The organism is Anoxybacteroides tepidamans (genome assembly GCF_014201465.1).
Lineage (GTDB): Bacteria > Bacillota > Bacilli > Bacillales > Anoxybacillaceae > Anoxybacteroides > Anoxybacteroides tepidamans.
Genome location: NZ_JACHEP010000002.1, coordinates 35638 through 48980 on the forward strand (window position 1 = coordinate 35638; position 13343 = coordinate 48980).

The following is a 13343-nucleotide window of genomic DNA, read 5'->3' on the forward strand; positions in this document are numbered from 1 at the left end:
AGGGGTCTTAGGTGGACCCCCTCTTTATTATTTAAACACCATTGCGGCTTTTACGGCTTTTTTCCAACCGTCATACAAGGCTTTTTGTTTCTCTTTGTCCATTTGCGGTTCAAAGGAGCGCTCTAGCTGCCATTGAGCCGCAATTTCCGAGCGATCTCGCCAATAGCCGACGGCAAGCCCTGCCAAGTAGGCGGCGCCGAGTGCTGTCGTTTCGTTAATGACTGGACGTTCGACCGGCACGCCTAATATGTCGCTTTGGAACTGCATAAGGAAATTATTTTTGACAGCTCCCCCGTCGACGCGCAACGTTTTTAACGAAATGCCTGAATCCGCTTCCATCGAAGTAAGAACGTCTTTCGTTTGATAAGCGAGCGATTCTAATGTCGCGCGGATAAAATGTTCTTTTGTCGTGCCGCGCGTGAGTCCGAACACTGCGCCGCGCACATCGCTGTCCCAATACGGTGTTCCTAAGCCAACGAAAGCAGGAACGACATATACTCCGTCGGTAGAAGCGACTTTTTCCGCATACGCTTCACTATCTTTCGCGTGCTTGATCATGCGGAGGCCGTCGCGAAGCCATTGAATCGCTGAACCGGCAACGAAAATGCTGCCTTCTAACGCATATTCGACTTTTCCGTCAATGCCCCATGCAATCGTTGTCAATAAACCGTGCATCGATTGAACCGCTTTTTCTCCCGTGTTCATAAGCATAAAGCAGCCCGTACCGTACGTATTTTTCGCCATTCCTTCTTCAAAGCACGCCTGACCAAATAAAGCTGCTTGCTGGTCTCCTGCCGCGCCGGCAATCGGAACTTCCTGTCCGAAGAAATGATATGGCACTGTTTTCGCATATACTTCGGAAGAAGGGCGCACTTCTGGAAGCATCGACTTCGGAATGCCTAAAATATCGAGAATTTCATCGTCCCATTTTAATTCGTGAATGTTAAACAAAAGCGTTCTTGAAGCGTTAGAGTAATCTGTCACGTGTGCTTGCCCGCCAGACAGTTTCCAAATGAGCCACGTATCGATCGTTCCGAACAATAAATCGCCTTTCTCCGCTTTTTCCCGCGCTCCTTCGACGTTGTCTAAAATCCATTTCACTTTCGTTCCGGAGAAATACGCATCAATTAATAAGCCTGTTTTAGCGCGGAACAATTCATCATACCCTTGTTGATTTAATTGTTCGCAAATGTCTGCTGTTTGCCGTGATTGCCAGACGATCGCATTGTAAACAGGCAAACCGGTATGTTTATCCCAAACGACGGTTGTTTCGCGTTGGTTCGTAATGCCGATCGCCACAATTTGTTCCGGTTTGACCGACGCTTCTGACAACACGCCAGCAATAACCGCTAAAATCGAACCCCAAATTTCGTTCGCATTATGTTCCACCCAGCCTGGTTTTGGAAAATGTTGTGTAAACTCTTTTTGCGCAATATGCACAATTTCGCCTTTTTTATTAAACAAAATCGCCCGCGAACTCGTCGTTCCTTGATCTAACGAAAGAATGTATTGTTCCATGAGTTCTCCCCCTATTTACATTAAAATATTTTTCGGCTGTTTATAAGCAGCTGTTTTACCTTGCTGAATCAACACAATCGCTAACACGACAACAGTCGCAATTAGCACATACCAAAACGCGGTTGTCATCTTTCCTAAAAAGATAGCTTTGTAAAATAATCCGCCAAACGATCCGCCAAGCGCTGGACCAATGACCGGAATCCATGCATACGACCAATTCGAAGAACCTTTCCCTGGAATCGGAAGAAGAAAATGTGCGATGCGCGGACCTAAGTCGCGAGCTGGATTAATCGCATAGCCCGTTGTTCCCCCGAGCGACAAGCCGATGCCAACGATGAGGAAACCAACAATAAACGGATTTAACCCATCAGTAAATTTATTCGCCCCAATCGCTAAAATTCCTACAATTAAGATAAATGACCCAATGATTTCGCTTAGTAAATTGGCAAAAGGATTTGGGACAGCTGGACCTGTTGCAAATACGCCGAGCTTCACGCTTGGATCATCCGTTTCATTCCAATGCGGTAAATAATGAAGGAATACAACGGTCGCCCCAATAATCGCACCGAGAAACTGTGCCACAATATATGTTGGAACATCTACCCACGGAAAATCTCCATTAAAAGCTAACGCGAGTGTAACCGCCGGATTTAAGTGGGCTCCACTGAATTGCCCTACCGCATAGACAGCAATCGCTACAGCCAATCCCCACCCCATCGTAATCACGATCCATCCTGAGTTTTGCGCAAACGACTTTTTTAAACTCACCCCTGCGCAAACTCCGCCACCAAAAATAATGAGCAAAGCTGTGCCGACAAGTTCGGCAACAAATGGTGTCATTTCTCATTCCCCCTTTTTTGTTTTTTGTGGCAAAAAAGACAAAGACCCACACATCTCCTCCATAACAGAGGAACATGTGTGGGTCTCCGAATCTCCGCCACGTTTATTAACTTGATTATAAGGATAAAGGTATTTGTAAGCGTTGTCAATATATTTTTAAGAGTTTTTTTCTCTATTTTGGCACAATTTGAATATAATCAAAATCGAGCGTATCGACCGCATCTTCAATATGCAAACGCGTGATAAAACGGTAAGAAACGCCCGGTTGCGAAGGGACGATTTGTTCAGGAATGCGATAGCGAAACGGTAAAACCTTCTTTTGCTCCGCTTCGATCATAAACTCTCCAGCGATCGGAATCGTCGCGATGACCGTATCTTCTTCCTTCCCATCGCGCAACGTTTTGCAAACGAAATCCACATCAAGCTTCATAATCTTCTGCTCCACCGTTCCGCCGCGAATGTACAACTTCCCTTCGATCACATCCCCAGGTTTCAACACGTTTTTATTTAACAGCAAGTCGACGTACGCCGAACCAACTCCTAATTTCGACATCATTTTGCGCAATAACATTCTCCTTCACCTCTTCTGACTTCATTCCGACATCTTTTGTTGCATTTTGTAGTACCTTTTTCTTCGTTAACAAATCAAACTAATATAGTATACGAAGATCAAGCCCGCCTTGTTTCACTACTTCGCCTATACAAAGAAAAAAAAGATAAAAGACCTATGCCACATTTCGGCAAAGGTCCGCTTGCTTACCACCTTAAATGATAGCGCTTCCAATACTACCTATTGTCTAATCTATGCCATCATCGTTCATTTGTCAACAGTTATTCATACACATTTTCATTTTCAATGACATAGTCCACACGAATAACTGGGATATCATGATTTTCAACTTCTGCCACAATTAAGCCGATATGGTCGTTATAAATACAAAACGTTTGCTGACCTTTTTTAAAAGCCGTTTCTCCGTATGAAAGCACTGTATGATAAAGTTTCCGATCATCGATATGTTGTAATCTTACTTTTTTTCCTAAATGAATAATGACTTCTTTTCCATCAATATTTCCACGATACATACGTACATCCCCCTTCACGCTCGTATTTCCAATGTATGACATTCCTCATCTATTCATACATATTTTTATGCTTATTTTATGCTTATTAAAATTATTCGACAACAGAGCGGCATTTCCCTTTCATTCAGAATATTGCAAAAAAAATTGCAAATTTTTTCTGAATTTCACGCTCTTTTCCTTGACGTTGCCGTTCCATTAGTGTATAGTAAAGACATCATTTAACAGAATATATCTCATGCAATACAGCACGAGCCGCTCACCTTAGACCGCTGTGGAGTATATTCCGTTATTTGATAAAAATTTTTTAAGTTAGCCGCAAGGTGCTAAAGGTATTAGGAGGAATTAAGTATTATGCAAAACGGTAAAGTAAAATGGTTTAACAATGAAAAAGGTTATGGGTTTATCGAAGTGGAAGGCGGAGCAGACGTATTCGTTCACTTCACAGCAATCCAAGGTGAAGGCTACAAAACATTAGAAGAAGGTCAAGAAGTTTCCTTCGAGATCGTTCAAGGAAACCGCGGACCTCAAGCTGCGAACGTAGTAAAATTATAATCAAGCGCTCGTTGACATAAAAGTAAGACGAAAGCGAACGAAAAGGCTGGCATTATGCCAGTTTTTTTCTTTTATATACATATTTTTCGCAAACGACACAAACACTATCAGCTAGGAGGTGTTTTCATGGAACGTGATCTTCATTCCGGATACAACGATTTAAAACAGCTCGAAATGTTTGTGGAAACAGCCAAAAAAATAGTCGGATCAGCCACGATGAGCTTAGATCTTGACATGCTAGAAGGCGCTAAACAAGCTGTCGCGAACGCATACGAGCAACTTGCGCGCGTCCGCAGCCAAAAAACCGGTGTCGATGATTCATTTATTTCCAAGTGCGAACGAGAGTTGCAGCGCGCCGAACATCAACTGAATGAGGCGATTCACTAAGCAGTCAAAAAGGCTGACGGTTATTTCAGCCTTTTTATTATGAACGAGAAGACACAGTTAGGAGCATTTCCCCATATTGTTTGATCATCTCCCCAACTGTACAATGAGTGATGCAAAACGATTGGGCATATGTTTTTCCCACTTCTTTACGAAACGTGCTTTTAATAAAACACCCTTCGCAATACGTGCTGTGAATGTCATTTAGCTTTGCTAATATTTCTTTTCGTTTCGCTAGTTTCTCTTCTTTATTCATCTCTGTCGATCCCTTTCTTCGCAAGTTCAATCGTGCTAGCAATGATTTTCCCTTCTAGCGCTTGACGGGCAAGTTGGTCCGCTTCTTTATTTTGCTTTCGTGAAATCGGTTCGTAAATCGGCTGAATTCCAAGCTCCTTTAGTTTCGCCTCAATGCGGTCGAGCCATGCGTTGTATTCTTTTTCAAAACATGGCCAAGCACCTGATAGCTGATTTAATACAACGTGCGAATCGCCGCGAAACACGACCGGCAAATGGTGAACACCGAGCTCCTCAAGCATTTGCACAGCAAACCAAAAAGCGGCGTATTCCGCTTCATTGTTCGATTTCAATTGTCCAAGCCGACGATTCACACGAAGGCGATACGGTTGATGATTTTGTTGATAGTAAATGGCCGCGCCAACCCCTGCTTCAAGCGTTTCGTTATCAAATCCGCCGTCAAAATAAGCGATAATGTCGTGCGGCTCGCTTTCGATTTCTTGCAGTAATTTTACCAATTCTTTTTTCGTCCATATCGTATTTCGACGATCAATAAATGTTAACTCTTTGACGCGTCCGGTTTTTTCAAAGTCTTCTGCTAATAGAAGCGCTTTTTCTGCCGGGAGAACATCGGAAGTTAACACAATTTCTTGCTTTTTTGGCGTTATGTATGTCCACTGAATAATCACATCCACTTTTTCGTCATCCTTCCACCATTCATTCTTCTTTATTATACAACAAACAGCTGCTCAAAATAACTATTCACCTGTTCCGCAAAAAAGTATAGAAATTTTCTAAAAATGATGGTAAAGTAGCAATAGTTTCATCTATATGCGCCACCCATGATTTGTAATCTTTCGTTTATTTGGAGGAATATAAAGTTGATTGAAGTATACATTGACGGAGCAAGTGCCGGAAACCCTGGGCCTTCTGGTGCAGGGATTTTTATTAAAGCAAACGGAACAGCAGAACGGTACTCGATTCCGCTCGGCGTAATGTCCAATCACGAAGCAGAGCTTCACTCTCTCATTAAAGCGCTCGAAATTTGCCTTGAAAAAGGATATCGCACCGTTTCATTCCGAACAGATTCACAGCTTGTTGACCACGCTATCGAAAAAGAATTTGTCAAAAACAAACAATACGCGCCTCTTTTACAACATGCTCTTTTATTAACGAAAAAATTTGATTTGTTTTTTCTAAAATGGATTCCGAGCAAAGACAATCATGTGGCAGATAAATTGGCGCGACAAGCCATTCGCTAAAATGAATCGATAGGAGGTTAAACGTTGAAAAAACAATGGATCGCCGATGCCAGTCTTCTTGCGGTTGCGTTCGTGTGGGGAGCGACATTTGTTGTCGTCCAAAATGCGATTTCATTCCTCGAACCGCTTTCGTTTAACGCCGTTCGTTTTTGGCTGGCTGGGATTTTTTTGCTTGCATGGCTGTTTCTCTTTCACCGCTCCTCGCTCCAAGCATTCAATCGATCATTGTTGCTTGCTGGTATATGGATGGGGCTTTGGCTGTTTAGCGGCTATGCGTTACAAACGATCGGTCTATTGTATACAACATCGTCAAAAGCGGGATTTATTACCGGGCTTAGCGTCGTGTTAGTGCCGCTCTTTTCGTTTCTTTTTTTAAAACAAAAACCTACAGCTAATGCTGTATTCGGTGCTATCATTGCGACATTTGGCTTATATTTTTTGACGATGAACGGCGGCGATTGGTCGATCAATCGCGGCGATTTATTTGTTTTCTTTTGCGCCCTTTCGTTTGCGATGCACATTATCGTCACTGGAAAATATTCGTCACATCATCCGACATTTTTGCTGACCGTTACGCAAATTTTTACAGTCGCTGTCATGTGCTCTGTTTTTGCTTTTATATTTGAAGACGGCACTAAAATGTGGGATATCGCCATTTTGCAACAGCAACAAGTATGGACGGCGTTGCTCGTTACATCATTGCTCGCAACGGCCGCCGCTTTTTTAATCCAGACCAATTTTCAAAAGTATACGACCCCCGCTCGTGTTGCTCTTATTTTTGCAATGGAGCCGGTGTTTGCCGCTGTGACGGCCTACATATGGGCAGGCGAACGGCTTTCGACCGCCGGCATCATCGGATGTATTGGCATTTTATTAGGAATGATCATTTCTGAGCTTCCCATCTCCTTTATGGAGCGAAAAACGATTGTCGAATAAACAGCTGACGCAATAAAATCCTCGAATCGCGCATTCGAGGATTTTCTATTCATCGATCAATCCTTTTTCTTTCATAAACAAGCGTACTTGTTTATTTGTTGCAAGCTGTTGTTTTCGAAACTCTTCAAGCAATGAGAGAAAAAAACTCCCATCAAATTGTTTTTGGATTTTTAACGTCCATTCAAGCGCCATAATAGTTAACTCGTCGCTTGCTTGCGCATATTGCTGGCCAAACTGTACAAAACGGAATGAATCTTCCCCGAGGCGAAACCCTTTGCTTGCGAGAAAGTCAAAATATTGGGCGACCGTTTGTTTTTTCATGCTCCTTCTCCCGACATAACGTATTCGCTTTCATCTTAACTCATTTTTTTGATAATGGCTAGCTTATTTTTTCTTCGCCCACCAATACGAGAGAAAGCCTGTAAACATCCCTAACAAAGCGCCGCCGATCACTTCAATCGGCTGATGGCCAAGCCGTTCGCGAATGCGTTCTTTTTTCTTTTCGTACCACGCTTGCTTCGGATTATGCTCAAGACGCATCACCTCTTCTGCCAATTCGTTAAGGCGGATCGCCAACTCCCCTGCTTGTTTACGCACACCTTGAGCGTCATACATGACAATCAACCCAAAGAGAGCTGCTAACGCAAAATCGATCGTTCGCATACCACGTTTTAACGCAATAAACGTTGCTAGCGAAGAAACGCCTGCTGAGTGGGAGCTTGGCATTCCGCCCGTTTCCCAAAAATATGCCCAACGCCATTTTCCCGTTTCTAATTTTTTCAGAGGAATTTTTAAAAATTGGGCGAAAGCGATCGTCCATAACGCCGTTTTTAACGCTCGGTTCATCATTGATTCTCCTTTCCATTGCCTTAAACATATTTTTTCACAAATAGGTAACACTATCCCCGGAGGTGAAGATCATGGCGAAAAACGGCGGAAAAAATCGCGGAACGAAAGCACCTAGCGTTAATCCACAAGGGTTCGGACAAGACGGCTGGACACCTGATCCAAAAAGTGAGCTAGAAAACGCAGCGAAGCGAAGCAATAAAAAATAGCTTATTTCTTTTCACCACAAAAAGGGCGTCCTAAAACAGGACACCCTTTTACATTATTTCTGATGCAATTTTTCGCGCAATACCATTTGTAAAATACCACCGTGACGATAGTAGTCAATTTCCACTTCGCTGTCAAAGCGCACAAGCACTTCAAATTCTTTTTTGTTTCCTTCATCGTCAGTTGCAGTAACTTTTACGTAGTCACGTGGTTTGACGTTTTCATCAATGTGAATTTCAAACGTTTCTTTTCCAGTGAGTCCGAGCGTTTCAGCATTTTCCCCTGCTTTAAATTGAAGTGGCAACACGCCCATTAAAACGAGGTTCGAACGATGGATGCGCTCAAAACTTTCTGCGATGACCGTTTTAATTCCTAACAAGAACGTACCTTTTGCCGCCCAGTCGCGAGAGCTTCCCATTCCATAATCTTTTCCAGCGATGACGACAAGGCCTGTACCGTCATGTTTGTATTTCATGCATGCATCGTAAATCGACATCACTTCGCCTGTTGGCCAGTAGGTTGTATATCCGCCTTCTGTACCTGGCGCAATTTGGTTGCGAATGCGGATATTCGCAAACGTACCGCGCATCATGACCTCATGGTTACCGCGGCGAGAACCGTAAGAGTTGAAATCTTTCGGATCGACGCCTTTCGAAATGAGGTATTGGCCTGCCGGCGTATTTTTGCCGATCGATCCAGCCGGTGAAATATGGTCCGTTGTGACAGAGTCGCCAAATTTACCGACAACGCGCAAGCCTGTAAGCGGTTGTACTTGGCGAACATCTCGAGACAGTCCTTCAAAGAACGGAGGGTTTTGGATATACGTTGAATCCTCATCCCATTGATAAAGCGGCTCGTCCGTTGTTTCAATCGCATTCCAGCGCGCATTGTCATCGAACACACGCTCATATTCTTTGCGGAACAACTCTGGCGTTACCGTTTGTTTCACGACTTCTTTCACTTCTTCCGTCGTCGGCCAAATATCATTAAAGTACACGTCGTTGCCGTCTTTATCTTTACCGATTGGATCATTCAATAAGTCGATGTCGACCGTGCCGGCCAATGCATATGCAACGACAAGCGGTGGTGAAGCTAAGTAGTTGCCTTTTACAAGCGGATGAATCCTCCCTTCAAAGTTACGGTTACCCGAAAGAACGCTTGTCACAAGCAAATCGTTTTCCGCAATCGCTTTTTCTAATTCAGGCGCAAGCGGACCGGAGTTACCGATACATGTCGTACAACCGTAGCCAACGATGTTAAAGCCGATTTGTTCCAAGTACGGAAGCAAGCCCGAATCTTTTAAGTATCCCGTTACGACTTTTGATCCTGGTGCGAGCGATGTTTTGACGTATTTCGGAACTTTCAATCCTTTTTCTACCGCTTTTTTCGCCACTAAGCCAGCACCGATTAGTACGTATGGGTTCGATGTGTTCGTACAGCTTGTAATCGCGGCGATTGCGATTGCGCCTGTTTTCATTTTCACTTCTTCGCCGCTTAACGTCACGGTCATTTCTTTGTCAAGATCCGCTTCTGTCAAGCCGAAGCCTTGGTTTCCTTGCGGCGCTTTTACCGCTTCACGGAACGCCTCTTTCATTTTCGAAAGCGGAATTAAATCTTGCGGACGTTTTGGACCTGAAAGGTTCGCTTCGATATCAGACAAATTGATTTCCACGACGTCTGTGAATACTGGCTCCTCAGCGTCCGGCGTATAGAATAAGCCGTTTGCTTTGCAGTACGCTTCGACGACTTGCACGTGATGTTCATCGCGGCCAGTTAAGCGTAAGTAGTCAAGCGCTTCCGCGTCAACTGGGAAGAATCCGCATGTTGCCCCGTACTCTGGTGCCATGTTCGCTACCGTCGCGCGGTCTGCTAAAGGCAATGTCGCAACGCCTGGTCCGAAAAATTCAACGAACTTGCCGACAACGCCTTTTTTGCGAAGCACTTGTGTCACTTTTAAGGCGAGGTCTGTAGCCGTTGTTCCGTTTGGCAGTTTTCCTGTTAAGCGGACACCAATCACTTCTGGAACAGGGAAATAAGAAGGTTGTCCAAGCATTCCTGCTTCTGCTTCAATACCACCGACACCCCAGCCAAGAACGCCGATTCCGTTAATCATCGTTGTATGGGAGTCTGTGCCGACAAGCGTATCTGGGAACGTTTCGTATTCGCCATTTTCTCCTTCTACCGCATGAACAACATTTGCTAAATATTCTAAGTTCACTTGGTGAACGATTCCTGTTGCCGGTGGAACAGCGCGGTAGTTATTAAACGCTTTTTGCGCCCATTTTAAAAACTTATAACGTTCCGCGTTGCGCTCAAACTCCAAATTCATGTTATACTCAAGCGCATCGTCTGTTCCTGCTTTATCGACTTGCACCGAGTGGTCAATGACAAGATCGACTGGAATTTCTGGGTTGATTTCGTACGGGTCGCCGCCGATATCCGCCATCGCTTTGCGCATCGAAGCTAAATCCACGACGGCCGGCACTCCTGTAAAGTCTTGTAAAATAACGCGGGACGGTTTAAATGGGACGTCGATATCTTTTAGCTCAGGTGTTCCCCATTTTGCCAAGTTTTCGACATGCTCTTTCGTAATGACGCGCCCGTCCACTTGGCGAAGGACTGATTCCAACAATACTTTAATGGAATAAGGCAGACGAGAAACGTTGCCGATTCCCGCTTCTTCAAGCGCTTGCAAACGGTAATAGTTGTATTTTTTACCGTTTACTTCAAATGAAGCGCGGGCGTTAAATACATCTTGCTTTACCATATGTATACCCCCTCAGTTCATACTATACTACTTTTTCGCTCATTCGTCGAAAAAATAGTACGAATTCTCCCAAAACCCGTAAAATTGGTACGCTTTTATCTTATTATAAGCCACTATGAATTGTAAATAACTATTCCATAGTTTCTTGTGCGAAAGAATAAATTTTCCCTGCTGCTATAAACTATGACCGGAGGTGAAGAGAGTGGGAAAGCGGAAAGCGAATCACATCATTCCGGGGATGAACGCCGCCAGCGCCCAAGGAATAGGTGCCGGCTATAATGAAGAGTTTTCGAATGAACCGTTGACAGAGGCACAGCGCCAAAACAACAAAAAAAGAAAAAAGAATCAGTAAGGCGGCTGTTTCGCCATCCGGGACTACCATAAACAGCGCGTTAAAAGGGAATGTCACAAATGAGACATTCCCTTTTATTGAATTTCGTTTACTTCATTGACAATCCCTTGCAAGTCATGACGAAATTGTTCAAGCCGAATGCGCTGCGCTTCGGAAGCAACTTCCATCGCATTGTTAATTTGTTCGAACGCTTCGTTCACTTCTTGTTTTAAATGTTTAAGCTGGCTTCCGTAATCGGCTTGATCGCGCACTAAATGATCATACCATTCTTTCGCTTCCATCGTTCCTTTTTCGGCTGCTTGAAACGCTTGCTGCTTATCTTTATGATACATTTTTTCTTCCTCCTTCCGTTGTATCCCGCATGTATTATCATTTCAAATATGTTGGAAATTATACGATGAATAAGCGGAAGAAACGTTGTTATCCTAACTAAATAAAGGAGGCAGAGAATATGACGAACAAAAATACAAGCAAAGATATGCGCAAAAACGCACGAAAAAACGATCAACTAGGGCAGCCGGAACCTTTGGACGGTTCGAAAAAAGTGAAAAACCGGAACCATACACGGCAAAAACATAACTCTAGCCATGATATGTAAAAGCGTAAGCATGAAAAAGAGGATGCGTACAACATCCTCTTTTTCATGAAAAGACTAAAAGCGCAAAGTGTGCGGATTTAAAAATATTCGATAAGACGGACACGAGTGTTGATTATCCATTATTTTACTAAAAAACATAGAATCATATGGTTGAACACAAGCTTTTCTGCCTCTTCCCTCGAACAAGAACGCCGGCGGGCAAATGTCATTTGCCCGCAAAGCGTTCATTGTTCGAGGAGGGCATGCGTACAGCATGCCCAGTCGGCAAACGGTACGTTTGCCGACAACGGCAGAAAAGCTAGGAATCGAGCGATGACAACTAGTTTTTATTGGTTAATCAACACGCCTGTAAGACGGATTTTCATCTTTCCGATGCTGATACATTTGCATCATGGGTGTCTTATCTTGTAAACACATGATGACCGATACGAATAGTGACAGGTCTTGAAAGCATCCAGCGATCTTTCGTAAAAGCCGGGTTGTAAAAATATAACGAACGGCGTTGATTATTTGGAAATGAAGCCAACGCGCGATCAACCGCAGCATAATCTTGTTTTGTCGGCTGAATCTTTGCTAATTTGCCTGTTTTGACCGGAACAAACGCATAACCTGTTTTCGTTTTTTGATAAATGACGCCCTTAATCGTATTAGGGAACGCAGGGTTCTTCACACGATTCAAAATAACTAGCGCAACTTCTACTTTTCCTGCGAACGGTTCGCTAAACCCAGTTTCCGCTTGAACAATTTGCGCTAAAAGTTTTCGCTCCTCTGCGGTAATTGCCCATTTCGATGTTGAAATTGTTTTCGTTGCTTTTGTCGTTTTCACCTTTACAGGCACTTTTAATGTTTCGCCGACAACAAGTCGATCACTCGCTTTTTTATTTAACGTTTTTAGTGCTGAAACGGTCGTTTTATATTTTCGAGCGATTTTATAGAAAGAATCACCTTGCTGCACCTTGTAATATGTATACGCGGTCGCTGCATTGCTTTCATATGATGTAAACGCTACTACCATACAGCAAACTACTGCGAGTGTTGCAAAAACTTTTTTAATCATTGTTTCCTCCTCATAGTTGCTTTTTGGCTTCCCGCTCGCATTTACTAGATTAGCATGTTTATATAGCTGAATCACTGGTTTACATTGCCTTTCAGTCAAGAGAAACTACTCTAATCTATTGATATATAAGGGATAAACGCTTTTCTTTACAGTTGTATTACAGTTTCGTAACAATCGGCAAAAAACCGCCATTCTTGCCAAAAACCGCGGTTTTAGCGATAATAGTTGATAGAAATGGAAGTTTTCATTGAGGTGAAGAAATGCTAACAGGTTGGTTTCTTTTGTTTATTTTATTTTGGGTCGTATTTTTGCTTGTGACGATGTCGATCGGCGGTTTTTTTATGTTTCGCAAATTTTTAAAGCGTTTACCAAAAGCGGACGGAAAATCGGAGCTCGATTGGCAAGAGTATTACATTGAACAAACGCGACATTTATGGGGGACAGAAGAAAAAGCGCTTCTTGAAGACTTAGTGAAGCCGGTGCCACAATTATTCCGTGATGTGGCCCGCCAAAAGATTGCCGGCAAAATCGGCGAACTGGCACTCAAAGAGCAGGCTACGCACATTACAAAAGATTTAGTCATCCGCGGCTATATTATCGCGACCCCAAAACGTGACCATAAGTTTTTAGTGAAAGCATTAAAAGAAAAACAAATCGACCTCTCTCCGTACGAACATTTGCTCAACTAAACAAAAAGATGGGATTTT

General features: G+C 43.4%; 19 protein-coding genes. 8 read left to right on the plus strand and 11 right to left on the minus strand.

Features of this window, described 5'->3' with window-relative positions; genetic code table 11:
- Positions 1–27: 27 nt before the first annotated feature.
- From glpK to HNQ34_RS03035, 4 genes are all read right to left on the minus strand, one after another.
- Positions 28–1518 (minus strand): glycerol kinase GlpK, encoded by a 1491-nt coding sequence (glpK, locus tag HNQ34_RS03020; protein ID WP_183251398.1) that lies wholly within the window; start codon positions 1516–1518, stop codon positions 28–30.
- A gap of 15 nt (positions 1519–1533) precedes the next feature.
- Positions 1534–2358 carry an MIP/aquaporin family protein gene (locus HNQ34_RS03025; RefSeq protein WP_183251400.1) on the minus strand — a complete coding sequence of 275 codons (825 nt, stop codon included), beginning with the start codon at positions 2356–2358 and terminating at the stop codon, positions 1534–1536.
- Positions 2359–2530: 172 nt separating this feature from the next.
- A complete protein-coding gene (locus HNQ34_RS03030) occupies positions 2531–2929 on the minus strand; it encodes a sporulation protein (RefSeq protein ID WP_183251402.1) in 399 nt (132 codons plus the stop codon).
- A 260-nt stretch (positions 2930–3189) separates the two neighbouring features.
- Positions 3190–3441, minus strand: a complete 252-nt coding sequence (locus HNQ34_RS03035) for a hypothetical protein (protein WP_183251404.1) — start codon at positions 3439–3441, stop codon at positions 3190–3192.
- A 351-nt stretch (positions 3442–3792) separates the two neighbouring features.
- On the opposite strand from HNQ34_RS03035, the gene cspD reads away from it, so the two are divergent.
- Positions 3793–3993, plus strand: a complete 201-nt coding sequence (gene cspD / locus HNQ34_RS03040; RefSeq protein ID WP_027408825.1) for a cold-shock protein CspD — start codon at positions 3793–3795, stop codon at positions 3991–3993.
- A 126-nt stretch (positions 3994–4119) separates the two neighbouring features.
- A complete protein-coding gene (locus HNQ34_RS03045) occupies positions 4120–4380 on the plus strand; it encodes a DUF2564 family protein (RefSeq protein WP_183251406.1) in 261 nt (86 codons plus the stop codon).
- Between the two features lie 37 nt (positions 4381–4417).
- On the opposite strand, the gene HNQ34_RS03050 is transcribed toward HNQ34_RS03045, so the two are convergent.
- A complete protein-coding gene (locus tag HNQ34_RS03050) occupies positions 4418–4633 on the minus strand; it encodes a zinc-finger domain-containing protein (RefSeq protein ID WP_183251408.1) in 216 nt (71 codons plus the stop codon).
- Complete coding sequence (locus HNQ34_RS03055; RefSeq protein WP_183251410.1) at positions 4626–5306, minus strand: ribonuclease H family protein; 681 nt, start codon at positions 5304–5306, stop codon at positions 4626–4628. Before HNQ34_RS03055 ends, HNQ34_RS03050 begins: the two co-directional genes overlap by 8 nt.
- A gap of 186 nt (positions 5307–5492) precedes the next feature.
- Between HNQ34_RS03055 and HNQ34_RS03060 the strand changes: the two genes are divergently transcribed.
- Together HNQ34_RS03060 and HNQ34_RS03065 are read left to right on the plus strand one after the other, a co-directional pair.
- The gene (locus HNQ34_RS03060) at positions 5493–5873 is read left to right on the plus strand and encodes a reverse transcriptase-like protein (protein WP_183251412.1); all 381 of its coding nucleotides are present in this window, start codon (positions 5493–5495) and stop codon (positions 5871–5873) included.
- 24 nt (positions 5874–5897) lie between these two features.
- The gene (locus HNQ34_RS03065; RefSeq protein ID WP_183251414.1) at positions 5898–6809 is read left to right on the plus strand and encodes a DMT family transporter; all 912 of its coding nucleotides are present in this window, start codon (positions 5898–5900) and stop codon (positions 6807–6809) included.
- A gap of 45 nt (positions 6810–6854) precedes the next feature.
- On the opposite strand, the gene HNQ34_RS03070 is transcribed toward HNQ34_RS03065, so the two are convergent.
- Both HNQ34_RS03070 and HNQ34_RS03075 read right to left on the minus strand, forming a co-directional pair.
- Positions 6855–7130 (minus strand): DUF6123 family protein, encoded by a 276-nt coding sequence (locus HNQ34_RS03070; protein ID WP_183251416.1) that lies wholly within the window; start codon positions 7128–7130, stop codon positions 6855–6857.
- A gap of 63 nt (positions 7131–7193) precedes the next feature.
- Positions 7194–7655: a divergent PAP2 family protein gene (locus HNQ34_RS03075; RefSeq protein WP_183251418.1), complete on the minus strand. Its 462-nt coding sequence runs from the start codon at positions 7653–7655 to the stop codon at positions 7194–7196.
- Between the two features lie 74 nt (positions 7656–7729).
- Here HNQ34_RS03075 and sspL point away from each other — a divergent pair, with 74 nt between their 5' ends.
- Positions 7730–7864 (plus strand): small, acid-soluble spore protein L, encoded by a 135-nt coding sequence (gene sspL, locus HNQ34_RS03080; RefSeq protein WP_183251420.1) that lies wholly within the window; start codon positions 7730–7732, stop codon positions 7862–7864.
- Positions 7865–7917: 53 nt separating this feature from the next.
- On the opposite strand, the gene acnA is transcribed toward sspL, so the two are convergent.
- Entirely contained in the window at positions 7918–10629 is a 2712-nt protein-coding gene (gene acnA / locus HNQ34_RS03085; RefSeq protein WP_183251421.1) for an aconitate hydratase AcnA, read from the minus strand.
- A gap of 202 nt (positions 10630–10831) precedes the next feature.
- Here acnA and sspO point away from each other — a divergent pair, with 202 nt between their 5' ends.
- Complete coding sequence (gene sspO / locus HNQ34_RS03090; RefSeq protein ID WP_183251423.1) at positions 10832–10981, plus strand: small acid-soluble spore protein O; 150 nt, start codon at positions 10832–10834, stop codon at positions 10979–10981.
- 74 nt (positions 10982–11055) lie between these two features.
- On the opposite strand, the gene HNQ34_RS03095 is transcribed toward sspO, so the two are convergent.
- On the minus strand, positions 11056–11313 hold the full coding sequence (locus HNQ34_RS03095; RefSeq protein ID WP_183251425.1) for a hypothetical protein: 258 nt from the start codon (positions 11311–11313) through the stop codon (positions 11056–11058).
- Positions 11314–11432: 119 nt separating this feature from the next.
- Here HNQ34_RS03095 and HNQ34_RS03100 point away from each other — a divergent pair, with 119 nt between their 5' ends.
- Entirely contained in the window at positions 11433–11579 is a 147-nt protein-coding gene (locus tag HNQ34_RS03100) for a small acid-soluble spore protein P (protein ID WP_183251427.1), read from the plus strand.
- A 400-nt stretch (positions 11580–11979) separates the two neighbouring features.
- Here the strand turns inward: HNQ34_RS03100 and HNQ34_RS03105 are convergent, their stop codons facing one another.
- On the minus strand, positions 11980–12636 hold the full coding sequence (locus HNQ34_RS03105; RefSeq protein WP_183251429.1) for a cell wall hydrolase: 657 nt from the start codon (positions 12634–12636) through the stop codon (positions 11980–11982).
- A gap of 260 nt (positions 12637–12896) precedes the next feature.
- Between HNQ34_RS03105 and HNQ34_RS03110 the strand changes: the two genes are divergently transcribed.
- Complete coding sequence (locus tag HNQ34_RS03110; RefSeq protein WP_183251431.1) at positions 12897–13325, plus strand: DUF2621 domain-containing protein; 429 nt, start codon at positions 12897–12899, stop codon at positions 13323–13325.
- Positions 13326–13343: the final 18 nt, after the last annotated feature.